The organism is Methylobacterium sp. E-045 (genome assembly GCF_022829685.1).
Classification (GTDB): domain Bacteria; phylum Pseudomonadota; class Alphaproteobacteria; order Rhizobiales; family Beijerinckiaceae; genus Methylobacterium.
Window position 1 is genome coordinate 1 of sequence record NZ_JAKSYE010000096.1, and the last position, 17584, is coordinate 17584.

Annotated in this window: 13 protein-coding genes and 1 tRNA gene; 6 read left to right on the forward strand and 8 right to left on the reverse strand. The window is 65.2% G+C overall.

Translation table 11 applies throughout. The annotated features are described in order from the left end of the window. From MKK51_RS18795 to MKK51_RS18805, 3 genes are all read left to right on the forward strand, one after another. A partial coding sequence (locus MKK51_RS18795; RefSeq protein ID WP_243979600.1) for a carbohydrate porin occupies positions 1-1293 on the forward strand: 1293 nt, incomplete at its 5' end. 275 nt (positions 1294-1568) lie between these two features. Then, positions 1569-2150, forward strand: a complete 582-nt coding sequence (locus MKK51_RS18800; RefSeq protein ID WP_313898819.1) for a substrate binding domain-containing protein — start codon at positions 1569-1571, stop codon at positions 2148-2150. A gap of 39 nt (positions 2151-2189) precedes the next feature. Next, positions 2190-2687, forward strand: coding sequence for a DUF1993 domain-containing protein (locus tag MKK51_RS18805; RefSeq protein ID WP_313898820.1), 498 nt, complete (start codon positions 2190-2192; stop codon positions 2685-2687). A gap of 103 nt (positions 2688-2790) precedes the next feature. Here MKK51_RS18805 and MKK51_RS18810 read toward each other — a convergent pair whose 3' ends face one another. Next, positions 2791-3666: an SDR family oxidoreductase gene (locus MKK51_RS18810; protein ID WP_243979602.1), complete on the reverse strand. Its 876-nt coding sequence runs from the start codon at positions 3664-3666 to the stop codon at positions 2791-2793. 730 nt (positions 3667-4396) lie between these two features. On the opposite strand from MKK51_RS18810, the gene MKK51_RS18815 reads away from it, so the two are divergent. Further along, positions 4397-5281: an ArdC family protein gene (locus MKK51_RS18815; RefSeq protein WP_243979605.1), complete on the forward strand. Its 885-nt coding sequence runs from the start codon at positions 4397-4399 to the stop codon at positions 5279-5281. A 79-nt stretch (positions 5282-5360) separates the two neighbouring features. On the opposite strand, the gene MKK51_RS18820 is transcribed toward MKK51_RS18815, so the two are convergent. The 7 genes from MKK51_RS18820 to MKK51_RS18850 all read right to left on the reverse strand — a co-directional run bounded on the left by MKK51_RS18820 (position 5361) and on the right by MKK51_RS18850 (position 14582). Further along, positions 5361-7679, reverse strand: a complete 2319-nt coding sequence (locus MKK51_RS18820; RefSeq protein ID WP_243979607.1) for a hypothetical protein — start codon at positions 7677-7679, stop codon at positions 5361-5363. An 80-nt stretch (positions 7680-7759) separates the two neighbouring features. After that, complete coding sequence (locus MKK51_RS18825; protein WP_243979614.1) at positions 7760-9883, reverse strand: AAA family ATPase; 2124 nt, start codon at positions 9881-9883, stop codon at positions 7760-7762. 103 nt (positions 9884-9986) lie between these two features. Then, complete coding sequence (locus MKK51_RS18830) at positions 9987-11570, reverse strand: J domain-containing protein (protein WP_243979616.1); 1584 nt, start codon at positions 11568-11570, stop codon at positions 9987-9989. 201 nt (positions 11571-11771) lie between these two features. Then, positions 11772-12023, reverse strand: a complete 252-nt coding sequence (locus MKK51_RS18835; RefSeq protein ID WP_243979624.1) for a helix-turn-helix transcriptional regulator — start codon at positions 12021-12023, stop codon at positions 11772-11774. A gap of 378 nt (positions 12024-12401) precedes the next feature. Further along, complete coding sequence (locus MKK51_RS18840) at positions 12402-13181, reverse strand: hypothetical protein (protein ID WP_243979625.1); 780 nt, start codon at positions 13179-13181, stop codon at positions 12402-12404. Between the two features lie 343 nt (positions 13182-13524). Next, positions 13525-13601 (reverse strand) — tRNA-Arg (locus MKK51_RS18845). 162 nt (positions 13602-13763) lie between these two features. Next, positions 13764-14582, reverse strand: coding sequence for a HugZ family protein (locus tag MKK51_RS18850; protein WP_243979627.1), 819 nt, complete (start codon positions 14580-14582; stop codon positions 13764-13766). A gap of 337 nt (positions 14583-14919) precedes the next feature. Between MKK51_RS18850 and MKK51_RS18855 the strand changes: the two genes are divergently transcribed. Then, positions 14920-15630 carry a response regulator transcription factor gene (locus MKK51_RS18855; protein ID WP_018046124.1) on the forward strand — a complete coding sequence of 237 codons (711 nt, stop codon included), beginning with the start codon at positions 14920-14922 and terminating at the stop codon, positions 15628-15630. 184 nt (positions 15631-15814) lie between these two features. Beyond that, positions 15815-17572 carry a stimulus-sensing domain-containing protein gene (locus MKK51_RS18860; RefSeq protein WP_409565723.1) on the forward strand — a complete coding sequence of 586 codons (1758 nt, stop codon included), beginning with the start codon at positions 15815-15817 and terminating at the stop codon, positions 17570-17572. Positions 17573-17584 lie beyond the last annotated feature (12 nt).

The following is a 17584-nucleotide window of genomic DNA, read 5'->3' on the forward strand; positions in this document are numbered from 1 at the left end:
GTCGCCTCGAAACCCGCCGATCCCGTCCGCACCGGGCCCCTCGCGCCCTGGGCCACCGACATGGCGGCGCGGGGACTGACCTTCGACGTCAACATCTACGACTTCTACCAGGCCAATCCGAGCGCCGGCCTGCGCACCGGCGAGCAATCGAACGCCGCCTATTTCGTGCTCAGCATGACGGCCGACATGCAGAAGCTCGCCGGCATCGCCGGCGGCTCGATCAACTTCACCCAGACCTTCTTCGGCCTCGTGCGCAACCTGAACATGGCCGGTGATATCGGCGACACCACGGTGGGCTACCAGCCGCCCTACACGCCCAACAGCACCCGCCTGTCGCTGCTGACCTACCAGCAGAAGCTCCTCGACGACCGCCTCGTGGTCGAGGTCGGCCGCACCCATCCCGACCGCTATTACGGCCTGCCGCCGTGCAACTCGATCAATTCCTGCTTCCAGGACATGTTCTACTTCAATGCCGGCTTCACCTCGCCGCTCTTCGGCGTCTGGGGTGCCAACATCGCCTACAAGCTCTCGCCGACCACCTATATCCAGGCCGGCGCCTTCAGCGTGAACCCCGGCACCAACGTCCTGTCGGGCTACGATTTCGGCTACGAGCGCCTGGCCGGCGCCGTCGTGATGACCGAGATCGGGCGCAAGACCGACTACACGATGGAGGCCTATCCCGGCCGCGTCTCCCTCACCGGCTTCTACAACACCGCCGACCACGACGATAACTTCAAGACCATCGCCGGCACCTCGAAGGGCCTCAACCCGGGCACGCCGTCCCTGCAGAAATCCGGCACGTCGGGCGTCGTCCTCACCGGCACGCAGACCCTGTGGCGGGCCGATGGCGGAAGCGATGCGAGCAACCCGCATCCCACCGCGATCTCGGCCTATACCGGCACCGGCTACGCCTTCGACCCGACGATCCCGATCCGCTTCAACTCCTTCGCCGGCCTGTTGCTGCAGGCGCCCGACCAGAGCCGGCCCAACGACAGCTACGGCATCAAGGCCAACTGGCAGCGGCTGAACCAGAACTATGCCGACTTCCTCGCGGATGCGAACTTCATCTCGGGCGGCACCGGCGAACCCTATTCGCGCGACAAGTTCGTGTTCGAGGTCAACGCCCATTTCGACCTCGGCGCAGGGGTCGTGCTCGAGCCGGTGGTCCAGTACGTCGTCAACCCGAACTCGTACTGGAACCCCTACACCGCCCGCCGTGCCAAGGACGGGTTCTACGGTGGTTTCACCCTCGTCGTTCCCCTCGGCACCCTGCTCGGCCTCGCGCCGGGCTGAGGGAGGCAGGGTCCGGACGGAGCCATTCTGTCAGGCCTGAAACGCGCCCCTTTCGAGACGCTGCTCCGCCGGCAAGGTGGCTATCCCGCGCGAAAGCATCACATGGCCGCGGGTAGAGCTCCGGCGGAAGGCCTCGTTGAGGGCACGCAACCGGTCGGTGCGGGTGGTCGAGGCGGGATCCGCCTCGACGTTCATGGGGTAATGATGCGCACGGCTCTTACTTTGCGCCCTGAACCGCGCCCGGCGGCAGCAATCCAAGCTCACTGCGGTGCCGGGTGATCTCACGCCACCTGGCGCCGCATCGCGTCTGCGCCTTCGCCGCGCCGACCTACCTGGCGCGGCATGGCATTCCGCGGCATCCGGACGAGCTTGTCGGCCACACTTGCGTGAACTTCAGGTTCCAGAGCTCGGGGCAGGTGCTGCGCTGGCCCTTCCGGATCGGGGACCGTGTCGTGGACATCGTGCCGAACGCCTGGATTGTCACCGACGTCAGCGACGCCGTCGCGGCCATCCTGGTCACCGGCGCCGGGATCGGCGTCTCGCCCACCTACCTGGCGGCGACCCATGTCGAGCGAGGCGACCTCATCCCGGTTCTGCATGACTACGCCGTCGACCGGCACGCGATCACCGCCTTGTGGCCGGAGAGCCGCCGGGGAAACCCGAACGTGAGGGCGTTCCTGACCTTCCTCGGAGAGATCTTCCAAACGCCGGCGCCTTGGGACGTGACCGTGGCCAATCGGGGTGCGGGGATCTCCTCAGGGATCTTGGGGGCCAGTGCCGAACCGCACGGGGGCGAAGGTCCACCGCCTCCGGTCGATCAGTTTGGCGTCGAAGGCCCGGTAAACCCATTGCCCTGATCGGTATCCGCGGCCTAGCTGGCTGCCATGAGCACCAGCATGCACGACGTCAGCGTTCCGATCTTCGTCAACGGACTCCGTAACATGAGCGCCTGGCTCGACAAGGCGGCAACCGAAAAGCCGGAGGCCGAGCTTCTCGTCGGACGCCTCGCACCCGACATGCGGGCCTTGCCCGCCCAATATCAGATGGCCTCCGACAGCGCGAAGAACGCGGTGGCTCGTCTCGCCGGTATCGAGGCGCCTTCGATGCCGGACACCGAGGTCAGCTTCGCCCAACTCAGGGAGCGTTGTGCTCGGACGATCAGCTTCATCGAAAGCGTCGATCCGGCCGCGCTGGCATCCAGCGCCGAGCACGAGGTGGTGCTCAACTTTCCCAACGGCACGGGCTATCGCTTTACGGGACAGGCCTACCTGACCGGCTTCGCGTTACCGAACTTCTTCTTTCACGTCACCACGGCCTACGCGATCCTTCGCGCATCCGGCGTGACCCTCGGCAAGCCGGATTTCCTCCGTCACCTCGGGTCGCCGACCTTCTGATCCGACGAATAGGCCCAACGCGGGGAGGCCGTACGATGCCCGCGTCGCATCCCCGATCGGTACGGGACGGCCAGAACGACCGCCCCACTTCAAACGACGCCGATCAGAGGACGGGCATCCCGCCCGCAACGGTGACGAGGGCACCCGAGGTGTAGCTGCTCTCGTCGGACGCCAGCATCACATAGGCCGAGGCGAGCTCGGCCGGCTGGCCCGGTCGTCCGAACGGCACCTTCGAACCGAACGACTTCACCGAGTCCTGATCCATGCCGGAGGGGATGAAGGGCGTCCAGATCGGCCCCGGCAGCACGCCGTTCACGCGGATGCCCTTCTCGGACAGCAACTGGGCGAGGCTCAACACCATGTTGCTCAGGGCGCCTTTGGTGGCGCTGTAGGCGAGCAGCGACGGCATCGGGTGCTTGGAGTTCACCGACGAGGTGAAGATTACCGAGGCCCCCGGCTTCATGTGGGCGAGCGCCGCCTTCGTAACGTAGAACGGTCCGAACACGTTCGTGCGGAAATGGTCCTCAAAGACGGTGTCGTCGATGCCGTCGAGCCCCTCGTTCGGTTGCTGGAAGGCGCCGTTGTTGACGAGGAGGTCGAGGCCGCCGAACGTCTCGGCAGTGCTTGCCACGATCTCACGTCCGTAGGCCGGGTCCTTGAGATCACCCGGTAGCAGAAGCGCCCGCCGGCCGGCCTTCTCGATCCAACCCTTCACCGCTTCGGCGTCCGCCTGCTCCTCGGGCAGATAGGAGAGGGCGACGTCGGCCCCCTCGCGGGCGAAGGCGATGGCGACCGCCCGTCCAATGCCACTGTCGCCCCCGGTGATCAGGGCCACCTTGCCGTCGAGCTTGCCCGAGCCCTTGTAGCTCTCCTCGCCGTGATCGGGCTCGGGGGTCATCTTGCCGGTCTTGCCGGGGAAGCCCTGGGGCTGGGCCTCGAACGGCGGCCGGGGGTACTTGTGCAGGGGGTCGGTCGTCATGGCCTGTCTCCGGAATGAATGCCGGTCCAACAGGATTTCCTCGGCCATGTTCCAGATCGATGGGGGCAACCGATCCTCCCCAGCCCTTCGACACGCCGGGCAATCGTCTTAGCGTATCGCTTGTCTTGCTGCGGAACATCGCGGGGAGCTTCTTTCCGCTGAAAGGAAAGAGCCACGCTCCCCATGAGCCCCGAGCCTCCACCGCTAACCAGGCGGGATGGGGAACGCCGGGTCGCAAGTCGAAGGGCATCGGCAGCAAGCGGTCCGCCCAATTAAAGCGGATCGTGGGATGGAGGGAATGGGTTGCCCCACACCTTCAGAACGACCCCGATGCCAGCGGATCGAGCAGGTAGGGTCCGTTCGCGTTGTCCGTCCAAGGTGGCGGGAAGCGGTGCGCAAAGGCCGACAGCACAACCCCGGCCTCGCCTGTCACAAGGTTGCACCTTCGATCCGCCGGTCGACCGACGGCGTGGCTCCGAGATCCGGACCCCTCGGTTTGATGCAAGGCTTTGCCAATGCCCGGCAAAGCCTTGCCCCTAGGCAAGCCGGCCTCCCTCAAACGTTCACCAAGATCCAGGCGAAGACAAACGAACACGCCGATGGTTTCGGGCCGAAACACGGACACGCGGCCCCCAGTCCAACGAACAGAGCGACACCGCCGATCGTGAAGAACCGCCGCCCCAGCGGGAAACCGGATTGCCGCCCCACAGGGGCTACCGGAACCATCCCCATGCCGAACGACCTGCACGCCCGCGCCGCCGCCGCCATCCTAGAACAGCTGGAGACAGCTGACCCGGCTTCATGGGCACCACCCTGGCACGGCGCAGACCCGATGCCGCGCAATGCCAGCACGGGCCGCCGGTACCGTGGCTTGAACATCCTTGCGCTTTGGTGCGCGGCGCAGGCCAACGGATACACGGACGCGCGGTGGGCCACCTACCGACAATGGGCAGCGCTTGGAGCCCAGGTTCGTCGAGCCGAACGCAGCACGCTCGTACTGTTCTACAAAGAGCTGCCCAGCGGCACCGACGCGGAGGCGACGACACACGATTCCAGCAGGCCCGCCGGCGCCCCCTTCGTCGCCCGCGCCGCCCACGTGTTCAACGTCGCACAGGTCGATGCAGCCCCGACCCGAGCGGACACGCCATCGAGCGACACAACCATACTGCCGCTCCCAGCCTTCGACAGCTTCGTCACGGACACCGGCGCGACAATCCACGAGGGCGGCACACGCGCCTGCTACGTCCCCGCCACCGACACGATCCACATGCCTGCCCGCGCCACCTTCCACTCCACCGAGGGCTACGCCGGCACGCTCGCGCACGAACTCGTCCATTGGACGGGCACACCCCACCGCCTCGCCCGCGACCTCACCGGCCGCTTCGGCGCCCGCAGCTACGCGGCGGAAGAACTCGTCGCCGAGCTAGGTGCCGCCTTCATCCTGGCCGACCTTGGGATTGCCCGCATCCCGCACCCCAACCACGCCGCCTACTGCGCTTCCTGGGCACCCCTCCTACGCACCGACCCCAACGCACTGGCAACCGCCGCCACCCAAGGCTCACGCGCCGCCGACTACCTGGCCGCCATGCAAGCACCCGACGCACCAAGTGGTTGATTCGCAAGCAAATAACTGATTTTTCTATCAAGTAATGCTATTGAAGCGGGAGCTGCGTTGGGAGTTATCCCGCTTCAGCTCATCGCGGATCGTGCCGGTTGTGCTGACGTTCGCGCACGCCGAAGTTCGTCGACGCGCGCACGGCCGACCCCATTCTCCATGCCTGTGTCATCCGCATCCAAAGGGCCTCGGTGTCCGTACCCTCGCGGTGTGCTTGCGCGCGGACGGTCGCGGCGAGATCATCAAGACGTCGTTCATCAAGGTGATGCAGGGCAAGATCGCCGGCCCCAGACTCCTGTGTTCCCCCGCCCCCTTCGTGCAGGTAGACGAGTTGCAGCAGGGCCTGAACTCGGCGTACTGCCTCACCGCGTTCGATGCGCGACCGCCTCATCAAGCTAGCCAAGGCACCTGCGTCCGCGGATAGTAGCGCCGGCCAGAACGGCAGAGTTTCTTCAGCCCAACCGAACCCGAGCGCGGTGCGGACGCCAGCAATGTTCGTTGCTCCCGCCGCGGCCACAATCTCGCAAGCGTCACGCAGGCGCCCAGGCAGCCCCCGACACGCCTCGACCAGCAGCGCGCGCGAGGCTTCGTCGAGCATCCGTCCGTCCGCGGCAAGCATCACCCGTAGCACGGCATCCGCGTCCTCATTGTCGAGCGGGCGCACGCGGTAGTCGAAGCACCGAGATTGTCCAGCCAACCTTACCGCTTTCCGATCCCGGGCGAGTAAGACGAAGCTGGCACGCCTGCTGTTCTCCATTGGGTCGAGCAGAGCGTCGAAGATCTCCGGCGGATATCGATCGGCATTGTCGACGATGAACACGCAGTGGGGGTCCCAAAGCGTCGACTGAATGGCGCCCGTGATCGACCCTGTGATGCTCTCGATCCGATCGCTCGCACCATCGTATGAAAAGATTCTTGGATGATGACCGTCGGGCGCGATGCAGGAGGCACACGTGCCGCAGGCGATGCCGTCATCACTCGGCGCGTGACACAGGATCGCCCGTGCGTAGACGTGAGCCAGAGTGCGCTTGCCGGCCCCGTCCGGGCCGTGGAGGAGCAGGTTGTTCGCCGCCCCCGGCTGGGCCGCATGACGCCGGAGTGCCGCTACGAGGCCAGTCCGGCCGATCAGAGTCGAGAAGTTCTGCGACGACGTCGGCGCATTAAGCTGCTCTACCGCGTTCGCCGCCGGCCGCCTCACCGCCACCTCCGCCGCATTGGGCCGACAGTCACACGGCGCGAGCCGGCTGCGAGCCGCCAGGATCTCGACCAACAGGCGCCGCATCCATCCGCAGATCCCAACCGGCGCCTGCAGGAGCGCCGTCTCCAGAGCCTCTACGAGCTCATCGCGAGCCGGGGCCAGCGGATCCTCTGCACCACAACGTCCCACGGTGCGCACCAGCGCAGGCCATCGACCGGTCAACGGATCCGCGTCCTCGGCATCTAAAGCCCGCGTCAGGAAGTCGTGCCCGAGGCCCGCCAGGTTTGTGACGAGCGTATCTGGTCCGCGTCGATAGCCAGTCGCCTCTTCGCGCAGACTAGAGCTGACGCGCTCCTCCCCCGCGAGCAGCAGTGCAGCCCAGAGCAGGCCGCCCTCTCGAATTCGCCGCTCGGACACACGCTTTTGCGCATTCCCGCGGGATCGGATCACGGTTGGTGAGCGAAGCAGCGCGGCCGATTTGCGGTAGAGTTCGCTCACGAGTTCGGCCGCAGTCCAGCCGCAGCCCGAGCGTCGTTCGTCGAGTCCGCTGACGAGTTCAATGCGATCGCGCTCGCGGCGATAAGCCGTAAGATCACGCAACGTCGGCAACAGCGCCCGCCGCCCCGATTGTCGTGCTACCGCCCTCGTGTGAAGGGCTGCGTCGAAGCGCCGGGTCACCGGGTCGAGGCACTGCAGCACGCGCTCATCGAATGCCTGGATGATAACAGGTAGTTCAGCCCGGGCCTCGACCGAGTCCCTGAAGCTGTCCACGAAGTCGGGCTGGTTCAGAAGATCGACATCGGGCGCGAGATCGGATGTCGCGGCGAGATAGGCCAAGATCGGCCGCAAGCTCGTGCGGGTGACCAGCGGCTCCTCAAGAACGAGCGCGCCACGTTCGACCCGTCGCCAAGCTGCATATTTGGTGACCTCGCTGCCGTGCGGCACAAAGTGAACGCTTCGGTGCGGCAGGCTGTCTGCCAGAGCGTCCAACGCCGACGTCAACGTTGTCCGGTCCAGGTCTCGCGTCGACCGTGACGGCCACGCGAAGCATTGCAGACAATCGAAAATGCCACCGGGCTCGAAGCCGAAAGGCGGCGGCAGCTGCGTGCTCGCAAGCATGCGGCCTTCCCGCGCGGCGCATCGTTCGAGCAGTGCGATCAGGCGTGGCCGCAGGACGCCCGAGCGCGTGCGATAGATCAAGGGCCGATCCAGCCGCAACACGCCAGACGGATGCGCTTCCCGCAAGATATCGACATCCAGCCTGGGCTGCACGGACCTCATCACCACCATCCCCGCCAGCGGCGTGGTCGCTCATGCGGGTCGGGGGACCAGGTCTCGATCACGGCGTCAATTTCCGCACGCGCCGCATCGGGGTCGGCGTGGCCCCGCTGTCGTATCCGTTGAAGTTCATCCGCGCGCCTCGATCGGCGCTCGATACGGTCCGCGTGTTCGCTCCGCTCCCAGCCGGTCCTGATCTCGGCGAAGGCGCCATCGTCGAATGCAGACAGTGGCGCCAGACGGTGCTCGCAAGCCCGGGCAATCGCCGCATCGGACAACCATTCCGAGACACTCACACGCGGCGCATCATGGATCGGACCTGCCGGTCTGGCCCGGATACCGAGCAGCCTGGACAGGGACCGATACTCCTCACGGGTTCGATCCCAGACCTCGATCCCATCCGGCAAGCCGCCGCAAAGGGCAAGCGTGACGTCCCAGTGGAACGCCAGACCGCTCGTCTCACCGGCAGGGGCCATCCGGGACTGCACGACACCACTTACCCCAAGCTGCGGCCGGCGCCAGGTCCGTATCCAAGCCTTCAGTCCATTCGGACCAGTAAACATCCCATCGGGAGCCTCGGGGCTTTCTAGCGCGGCGCCCAGCAGCGACACATGCGCAACGAGGTGGCCTACCACGCCGAGCCCGTCGCGCTCGATCACGGTGATGCTGGCGAACACCGCCCCGCCCTGGTCTCGAGCTTCGGCGGCCAAGTCGTCGCGAAAAGCCTCGATCAGTTGAATTGCCTCAGCCTGCGTTTGCGCACCGGCCAGGGCTGGTCGGATCTCGAAGGCGGCATTGAAGAAAAGATCGTACTCCTGCACCAAGAATGATGCGCAATTGACGATCTGTCGAACATCCTGCGCCGTCAGGAAGTCGGGTTCGTCCGGCTCGCCACGCAGGCTGGCAAGCGAGCGTGTGGTGGGCGCAAAGCCCTGAGGCGCGGTCACCGTCGCGGCGGTGTCGGACGTGAATACTGACACGGCAGGCTTGCGATCTAGAGCGCCGTCCTCGGCCGCGTTGATGAGCTGGTGGAACAACGTCAGGCGCAGGGCGAGCGAAGTGTCGTCCCTTGCCGGCTCACCCTGAACCCAGAACTCCATCATCGCACACCAGATCGGCGCAAGCTCGGCAGGCGAAGCCAGCCTCAGCCGTTGCCAGAACCGCGTCACGATTGACCGGCGCGCGCTCTCGGGGATTGCGTCGATTAGCCCGTCGAGTTCGAGGCGCTGGTGCAGGATATCGTTGTGATAGAGGGAGACCAGGAAGCTCTGGATCCAGCGGACCTTATCGTTCCAATCCTCACGCCAGTCGCGCAGCACGAACACCTGCTGATCGAGCTGGCCGGCGCCGAGCGCCAAAAAGTAGGCAACGAGTACGTCTGTCTGGTCCGCGTCGAAGGCCGCGCGCACTTGCTCGACCGTAACGCGCGGACGCTCGCGATTATGCACCCGCTCCAGGCCGAGCAACAGGTCTCGAGGAAAAGGGTTACGTAGGCCCGCAAGAAGTTCAAGGGCGCCCGGCTCATAGTTGATCCGCGCCTTCTTGGCGGTCCTGCGCAGGAATCCCACTGCCTCGGAGACGGAGAGCGACCGAATCTTCAGATCGAACAGGCGGGAGCGCAGCGCCCGGTTCAGACGCTCAATCTCCGTCGTGGCGAAGAAGAAAAGCACCCCCTCTGCCGGGTGATCGACGCAGTCGAGGAGCGCGTCGCAAGCCTTCGCGGTGAGGGCATGAGCCTCGTCGAAGAACAGGATGCGGTAGGAGAACACCCGCTCTTCGCGATTGCGCTCGCTCACCCACTGCCTGATCTGGTCGACCCCGCCGCCCCGCCTGCTCACGTTGAAGACATGAAAGTAGGTCGTTCCTCCCGCGGTGAACCCTCGGCATGGCTCGCAATGATCGCAGCAGGGCGAGCCGTCCGCAGCGGGCACCTCACAGTTCAAAGCGCGGGCATAAATCTGCACGACGCTCGTTTTTCCGGAGCCGGACGAACCGTGAACCTGGAGGTGGCGGCCGCATTGACCGCGTTTGATCAGCCCAGACAGGCAAGCGACGGCGCTCTCCTGTCCAAATATATCACTGAAGACACGCGGGCGGTACGTGTCGGCGAAGTTCATTTCGTTCATGGGATCCCACCGAAGCAAAGCGAGGGCGCAATGTTTCCAGGTGCGCCGGCTCATGCCGGGCCAAGGGCGGTCCGACATGGGGAGGCTCAAGTGGCCAATTGGCTTACGGGGCGACGGTCTGGCTGAGTGCACGGAATCGATCTGGATCGCGCCGCGAAGGTCCGTCAGGGATGGTCGGCATCTCGACGGGCCCACGGGGATACTTCAGGGGATAGACCCAGCCCTTGCTGATGCGAACTTTCGGGTTCAGAGGAACCTCGGGATCGCCCACAAGCACCGACATGCGTGCGCTGAAGACTGTGTTCGAGATCGTCACGCCCATATGCGCGCAGAGCAGTTCCCGCAGTTCATCCGCTCGCACACCGCCACGCACGCTGATGTTCAGCACGGCCTCGGAGCGGAGATCGAGGCTTATGAGGCATTCCCGTAGTGGATCAACAGGCGCCGCCGCGGCCTGCATGGCGGCCAGGGCACTTAGATGCTCCAGGATCGATGAGGGACCGAACCCATCGACCGAGCGCCACAGGAGGACATAATCCGTCTCGTTGACGGTCCGCCAAACCACTGCATCGCCGCCCTTGTCGACGGCGCCGTTCCGGAACAGCAACTCGACGAAGCGGCGGTGGCCGGTCGGATCGGCGATGAGCGTACCGATGGGTTCGTTCGCCGTGCCGATCGGGGTGCAGCGCTGCTGCCGTTTCTCCGCGAACGACGTGCCGAGGCGGCGGCGGCTCACCGCGTCGGCCGTGAGCAAGCTCTTGAGCACCGGGACGTGACGCGGATCTACGCGTTCGACGTCGTCGACAACTATGACAGGAAAACGGAGTATCTCGCCGCTGCGTGAATCGGCGAGCTCGGACAGCAGCACCGGCGCGCTCGCTAGCTCCGCCAGTGGAGCGAGGAACAACTTCAGCAACGTGGTCTTGCCGCTGCCCTGCATCTTACCAGTGATCACCGGCATGAGATGGTGCTCGACGGGCAGCCAGAGCTGCTTGCGCTTTATTTGCCACATGAAGTGCTGCAGCACGGCCACGCCCAGCTCCGGCTCGATCTCTAAGGTTGTGCTGACGAGTTTGAGCCACAGCGTTCGGGCCCACCGCCTTTCCGCAGGATCGAGAGGATCGTACAGCAGCGGTTTCATCACCGCATTCTCACGGGCACGCTGTTCCTCCCGGACGACCCGATTGAGCGCTCGCTGGATGTCGGCTGCCTTGAACGGGTGATCGCTGCCGCGAACCTCGTCCATCACCGCTTCGGATAACCGTGTGAGATTCCAATCGTCTGGGCGGGCGAGCCAGGCTCGCTCCTCCGCCCGGCCGAAGCCGCGATGGGGCTCGATGCCGACCACGATCGACCGGTCGAACAGGATCACAAGATCGTTCTTGATCACGACCTCCCGCACCAGGGCAGCGGCTTCCTCGTCGAGGCGTGCTTTGGCGACTGCATCGGAAACGGAATTGTCGGCCTCAGCAGGAGCGGACGAAGAATCTGCGCCCCCGATCTGCGCGGGCGGGCGGTCGCGCAGCACCTGGCGGGCCTCAAGCAAACGGAGGTACGCGGCTTCCTGGGCCGGATCGCCGCCATCCGGATGGCAGCGCCTAGCCTTTTTACGAAAGAACACCTCAATGCTCTCGGGCGTCGAACCGAGCGGCAGATCGAGTTCAAGAAAAGCTTCTTCTTCAGTCATTGAACCCACACTCCCTCCGGGCCAGGCCGCGGCTTGGCGTGCCCAGTTGATCCGTTGTTGATGGTGATCGGGACGGGCCTCAGCCGGCCCAGGCAATTCCGGTCTTGGCGGGCTGCAAACAGCAATGAACTATGACGCGCCCAGCACACAAAGAGGACTTCAAGATCCGTACTGACAGCGTTTTACCTCTGTTCAAAGCCATCATCGTCGAGGCTCAGAGGTACTGCAGCGGCTGCAGGCCTGCACCCACGCAAGCAGGTCGGCGCGCGCGTAGACAATGCGCCGACCGAGGCTTGCGTAGCGAGGACCGGTCCCCTGGACGCGATGACGCTCGAGCGACCGCTCGGATATCCTCAGGAGAGTTGCGGCCTCCGCCTGCGTGTGGAGAGCGAGGTCATGCCGGTCCGTAACAGCCTGCCCCGCGTTCGCAAATGTTAGTTGTTGTTTACCCATCGATCTCTCCGACCGAGGCGGCGCTTGAAGGTCCCTCTTATCCGCAGATGGCCGGAGGTGGCGTGAGAATGCTACAGTTTAAGGTAGCTTACCAATGGTCTGAATTAGGAGCTTGCATGCGAAATAGGCTAAATACTCCAGCGACTTAATGGTAGGTGACCAAACATGCCGCCCTTGAGCGGGGCCGAAACCTACCGGAATCAGTTTTGTCAGCGATCGACGGCCGGTATGACTCGTATGACGTGCGGGAAGCCGGACCATACCGGCTTCCCGCGATGGAAATGATGTTGGGGTACTATATTATCAGGCAGCGACGGCGCCGAGCCCAACGACGGCATAATGGCGCTTGAACCTCGTTCCGTGACCGCTTCCCATAAATTAGTCGTCGATGGTCGCCAACTCGTTCTGGAGGTCTGCGTCGCTTACGCGTGCTGGCGCCATCCGCTTGCGCCTATCGGTAATGGCTTTAATAATTTCCCCTTTATAATTTCCACCAGCGCGCTTTTTATCATTCAATACAACATTGGTAAATTCAGATACACACTTTGGGTATTTATCTTTGTTATTGTCTTTCATATCTAGGCGATGCTTAATAGGCCATAGATGATCTAGATCACTTGGCCAGTTCTGCTGAAACCAAGAAATAGCATCCGATTTCTTCCATTGTAATCCCTCGCTCATTGCATCCTTGTGTTCACAGAACTTGAGGATCAGCCGAACGGAGGCCGGGATCTCGAACGGTGGCCAGCGATCTGCATATTTTGAGAAGCCCGCCCAGTTGTTCAGGTCAACGAGAGCGATACCCTTCGCTGCGAACGTTTCGTGAGCCACCACCAAGGGATTGTCGTGCCGTAAGCCAGACTTGTGGAGTCTGCCGACGTTTATATGCGGTCGGCTTGATTCGAGCAGATGCGGCCGCCATGCATCGACGGGCACAGGGAGGATTTCGTCCTGCTGCGTTCGGACGAACACCACGAGCGATCCTGCTGCCAATGCGTCCGTAACGACCATGGTCACGTGTGCTCGTTCAGCGTCTCGCTCCTGAACATCGGAGGCGACGACGCGCTCTTCGTGGAACCTTGCGAGCGCCGCCTGCGCTAGTGCGAAGCCGGGCGGCACAGCCCCGAATGTACCCGGATACTCGGTCCTACCTTCCATGATTCGCTCCACCTAGAACTACGATCTGTCGCGTGATGTGGTCGCGAGTGAGCCAAAACATCGCAGTTCAGGCTGATAGTCGGCAAGACGCAATAACCGCAAACATGTGGCTCACGCGGATCCTATCCACTCAATGATAGGTGCCCGAACCTGAAGGCTCGCAGGGCAATGAACGAGACAAACCGGGACGCTCGGTAACTCGGTCCGATGAGAGCTGTCAGCCAGAGCTTCGCTTGAGGGACCGCCGGAATGAGCCGCCACTACTACGCAGTAGCATTGTAGCCCGGCTGTAGCCCCAAGCTAGCCAGCTGAATGACATGCTGAGCTATGTCACTGAAAAAATTGGCGCACCCGACACGATTCGAACGTGTGACCTTTGCCTTCGGAGGGCAACGCTCTATCCAGCTGAGCTACGGGTGCTGACCGTGGACGACACCTAACCCAAGCCGTGGTCCTGCGCAACGGTGTCGTTGCGGCCGATGAGGAGGGGGCGCATCGCTCCTGCGGCGCCCTGCCGCCGTCCAGGCTGTCGTCCTCGGTTCGACGCTGACGGTGATGGGTTTCGCCCATCACCGCCCGGTCTCAGTCGCCGGATGCCGCGGTTTCCCGCGCCTTCGCGGCCATCTCCACCAGAACCCTGCGCAGGCCGCCCATGTCGCCGACCGGCGCCGGATAGCGGATGCGCGCGGTCCGGTCGCCGGCCAGGAGGTCCATCCCCTCGGGGTCGAGGCCGGTCAGGCGCCAGGGACCGTCGCCGCCGCCCTCGCCCTTGGCGTAGAGGGCAAGCGCGTCGGCATGGTCGGCATTCATGTGCTCCACCGCTCCGCGCTCGCCGGCGATCAGGGCCTCGGCGCCCGACAGGTCGAGGCGGAGCTCGGCGGGCGTCAGCGTCGCCGCCTTGGCAAAACCCCCGTTGAGATGGCCGGCGGCCGGTTCGAGGGCGAAGAAGCCGAAATCGGGGAAGTCCGCGTAGAGCTTCGCCTTCGGATGGCGGGCGACGAAGCGCTCGCGGATGCGCGGCTCCGTCGTCCGGCTCACGCGGCCGGTGACGGTGAGGCGGGGATGGGCCAGGGGATCGCCCTTCCCGCCGGCGCTGAACAACAGCGACGCGCGGGGATCGGCCAGGAGGTTGCGCGTATGGGCCGAGAGGCGCGAGAGCAGCATCAGCGGCGTGCCGTCGACATCCGTGGCGATCGTCACCAGCGAGGCGAAGGGCGTGCCGTCCTCGGCGTCGAGGGTCGCCAGCGCGCCGGAGCGGATGCTGCGCAGGAGATGCCGGGCGAGGCCGACCGCGTCGAACGGGGCCTCCGCGGCGGGCAACGGAGCGGCGGGCCCCCGCCGCTGCGGCGCGGCCTCGCCGGCCTCGCCCCGTCCATCCTCGATCCGGTTTCCGTCAGCCATGGTGCACCCTGCTCTCACGTGGTCGCGGGCCGGACTGTCCGACCGCCGGGCTTCATTCAGAATCGCGATGATAGGGGTTTGCGGCCCGCTTGCGCGAGGCCGCCGGACTGCGGCGCGACGGCCTCAGTCAAGCGTCAAACCGGCCTATCCACCGAGCAAGCTCGCTTTTTTCAACCGAAGTCTTTACACAGCCTGACTCTCCGCGCGAAGGCGACCCGGTTTCCGAAGGGTTCGCCGGCGCGTCCTGCCGGCCCTCGTCTCCGGAGGGCGGGATGCGGAGACCATACGAGCGAACCGACGTCCGCGAAGGCCGCATCCGAGCAACAGGGAACGCGACATGCCCACCATCGCCCTCGTGGACGACGATAGAAACATCCTCACCTCCGTCTCGATCGCCCTCGAGACCGAAGGCTACCGGATCCAGACCTATACCGACGGCGCCTCGGCCCTCGACGGCCTGAAGCACTCGCCGCCCGATCTTGCGATCTTCGACATCAAGATGCCGCGCATGGACGGGATGGAACTGTTGCGCCGCCTGCGCCAGAAATCCGACCTGCCGGTGATCTTCCTCACCTCGAAGGACGAGGAGATCGACGAATTGTTCGGCCTCAAGATGGGCGCCGACGACTTCATCCATAAGCCGTTCTCGCAGCGCCTCCTGGTGGAGCGGGTCAAAGCCGTGCTTCGCCGCTTCGCCCCCAAGGACGGACCCGGCGCCGCCGCGCGCGAGGCCGATGCCGCCGCCCGCTCCCTGGAGCGCGGCCTGCTGATGATGGACCCGGAGCGGCACACCTGCACCTGGAAGGGCGAGGCCGTCACCCTCACGGTCACCGAGTTCCTGATCCTGCAGGCCCTGGCCCACCGGCCCGGCGTCGTGAAGAGCCGCAACGCCCTGATGGATGCGGCCTACGACGATCAGGTCTATGTCGACGATCGCACCATCGACAGCCACATCAAGCGCCTGCGCAAGAAGTTCAAGGTGGTCGACACCAACTTCGACATGATCGAAACCCTGTACGGCGTCGGCTACCGCTTCAAGGAAGGCTGAGCGCGCCGCACGGACGTCGAACGCCCGCGCGACCGCCACGCGCCACGCTCCTCCCGCCCGCCCGAACGTCGAGCCGTGGCGGTGTTTCGGGCGTCGCATGGCGGTAGTTCCGGGCGTTCCGTGGCGGTGCTTTTCCTGCAACGATGGCGCCCTTTCCGGGCCGGCTCACCAACCTCGGACGATCGTGGATTCCCAAGACCAAGCCGACGCCCCGCAACGCGGCCTCCTGGCCCTGCCGAGCACGATCTGGCGCGGCATCGGCCAGCGCGCCTCGTCGAGCCTGACGCGCCGGATCGTCGTCCTCAACCTCGTCGGGCTCATCGCCCTGCTGTTCGGCTTCCTCTACCTGAACCAGTTCCGGCAGGGGCTGATCCAGGCGCGGGTGCAGAGCCTGCTGATCCAGGGCGAGATCATCGCCGGGGCGATCTCGTCCTCGGCGTCGGTGGATACCGATGCGATCCGCATCGACCCCGACAAGCTGCTCCAGCTTCAGGCCGGAGAAGGCGGCGCGGGGGACGATACCCCCTCTCCGCTCACCTTTTCCCTCAATCCCGAGCGGGTGGCGCCGCTCCTGCGCCGCCTCATCACGCCCACCGGAAACCGCGCGCGGGTCTACGATCAGGATGGCGGCCTGCTGTTCGACACCCGCACGCTCTCCGCCCGTGGCGAGATGGGCCGCAGCGACGGCATCGTCGTGCGGAGCAAGCGCAACTTCCTCGAACAGGCCTGGGAGTTCGTCCAGGCCAAGCTGTTCGGCACCGCCCGGACACCGGTTCCGGAGGAGGTCGGTCCGGCGAGCGGCCATAGCCTGAAGGAGGTCCAGGTCGCCCTCGGCGGCGCCCGCGGTACCGTGGTCCGCCGCAACGAGGCGGGAGAGACGAACGTCTCCGTGGCGGTCCCGATCCTGCGCTCGGGGGCGGTGCGCGGCGCGCTGATGCTTTCGACCCAAGGGGGCGACATCGACCGGGTCATCGCCTCGGAGCGGTTCGGCCTGCTCCAGGTCTTCCTCATCGCCGCCTCCGTCATGCTGGTCCTGTCGATCCTGCTGGCGGGGGCCATCGCCGGGCCGGTCCGCCGCCTCGCCGATGCCGCCGAGAAGGTCCGCCTCGGCATCAAGTCGCGGGAGGAGATCCCCGATTTCACCGGCAGGACCGACGAGATCGGCCATCTGTCCGGCGCCCTGCGCGACATGACCCAGGCCCTCTACCGGCGCATCGACGCCATCGAGAGCTTCGCCGCCGATGTCAGCCACGAGCTGAAGAACCCTCTCACCTCCCTGCGCAGTGCGGTGGAGACGCTGCCCCTGGCCAAGTCCGACGATTCCCGGTCGCGCCTGCTCGCCATCATCCAGCACGACGTGAAGCGTCTCGACCGCCTCATCAGCGACATTTCCGACGCGTCGCGCCTCGATGCGGAACTCGCCCGCGCCGAAGCGCGCAAGGTGGACCTGCACAAGCTGATGACGACAGTGGTCTCCGTCGCCAACGAGCGCCGGCGCCCGAAGGACGCGCTCATCCAGTTCGACGTGGACACGCCCCCCGGCGACGTGGAGGCCCCCTTCATGATCTTCGGGCATGACAGCCGGCTTGGGCAGGTCGTCAACAACCTCCTCGACAACGCCCGCTCGTTCTCGCCCCCCGACGCCAAGGTGCGGGTGGCCCTGCGCCGGGTCCGTGGCGATGTCGAGCTGATCGTCGAGGACGAGGGGCCCGGCATCCCCGAACATGCCCTGGAGCGCATCTTCGAACGCTTCTACACGGACCGGCCGGAGCAGGGATTCGGCCAGAATTCGGGCCTCGGCCTGTCGATCTCGCGCCAGATCATCCAGGCCCACCGCGGCACGATCAGGGCCGCGAACCGCCCCGGACCCGCCGACGAGAACGGGGAAGCGACGGTGCGTGGCGCGCGGTTCGTCGTGCGTCTCCCAGCGGCCTCCCGCTAGGCGCGCCGGCCC

Coding starts and splice junctions, on each gene's coding strand:
- MKK51_RS18805 (WP_313898820.1), top strand. CDS start 2,190: ATGCACGACGTCAGCGTTCCGATCTTCGTCAACGGACTCCGTAACATG.
- MKK51_RS18810 (WP_243979602.1), bottom strand. CDS start 3,666: ATGACGACCGACCCCCTGCACAAGTACCCCCGGCCGCCGTTCGAGGCC.
- MKK51_RS18815 (WP_243979605.1), top strand. CDS start 4,397: ATGCCGAACGACCTGCACGCCCGCGCCGCCGCCGCCATCCTAGAACAG.
- MKK51_RS18825 (WP_243979614.1), bottom strand. CDS start 9,883: ATGAACGAAATGAACTTCGCCGACACGTACCGCCCGCGTGTCTTCAGT.
- MKK51_RS18830 (WP_243979616.1), bottom strand. CDS start 11,570: ATGACTGAAGAAGAAGCTTTTCTTGAACTCGATCTGCCGCTCGGTTCG.
- MKK51_RS18835 (WP_243979624.1), bottom strand. CDS start 12,023: ATGGGTAAACAACAACTAACATTTGCGAACGCGGGGCAGGCTGTTACG.
- MKK51_RS18840 (WP_243979625.1), bottom strand. CDS start 13,181: ATGGAAGGTAGGACCGAGTATCCGGGTACATTCGGGGCTGTGCCGCCC.
- MKK51_RS18850 (WP_243979627.1), bottom strand. CDS start 14,582: ATGGCTGACGGAAACCGGATCGAGGATGGACGGGGCGAGGCCGGCGAG.
- MKK51_RS18855 (WP_018046124.1), top strand. CDS start 14,920: ATGCCCACCATCGCCCTCGTGGACGACGATAGAAACATCCTCACCTCC.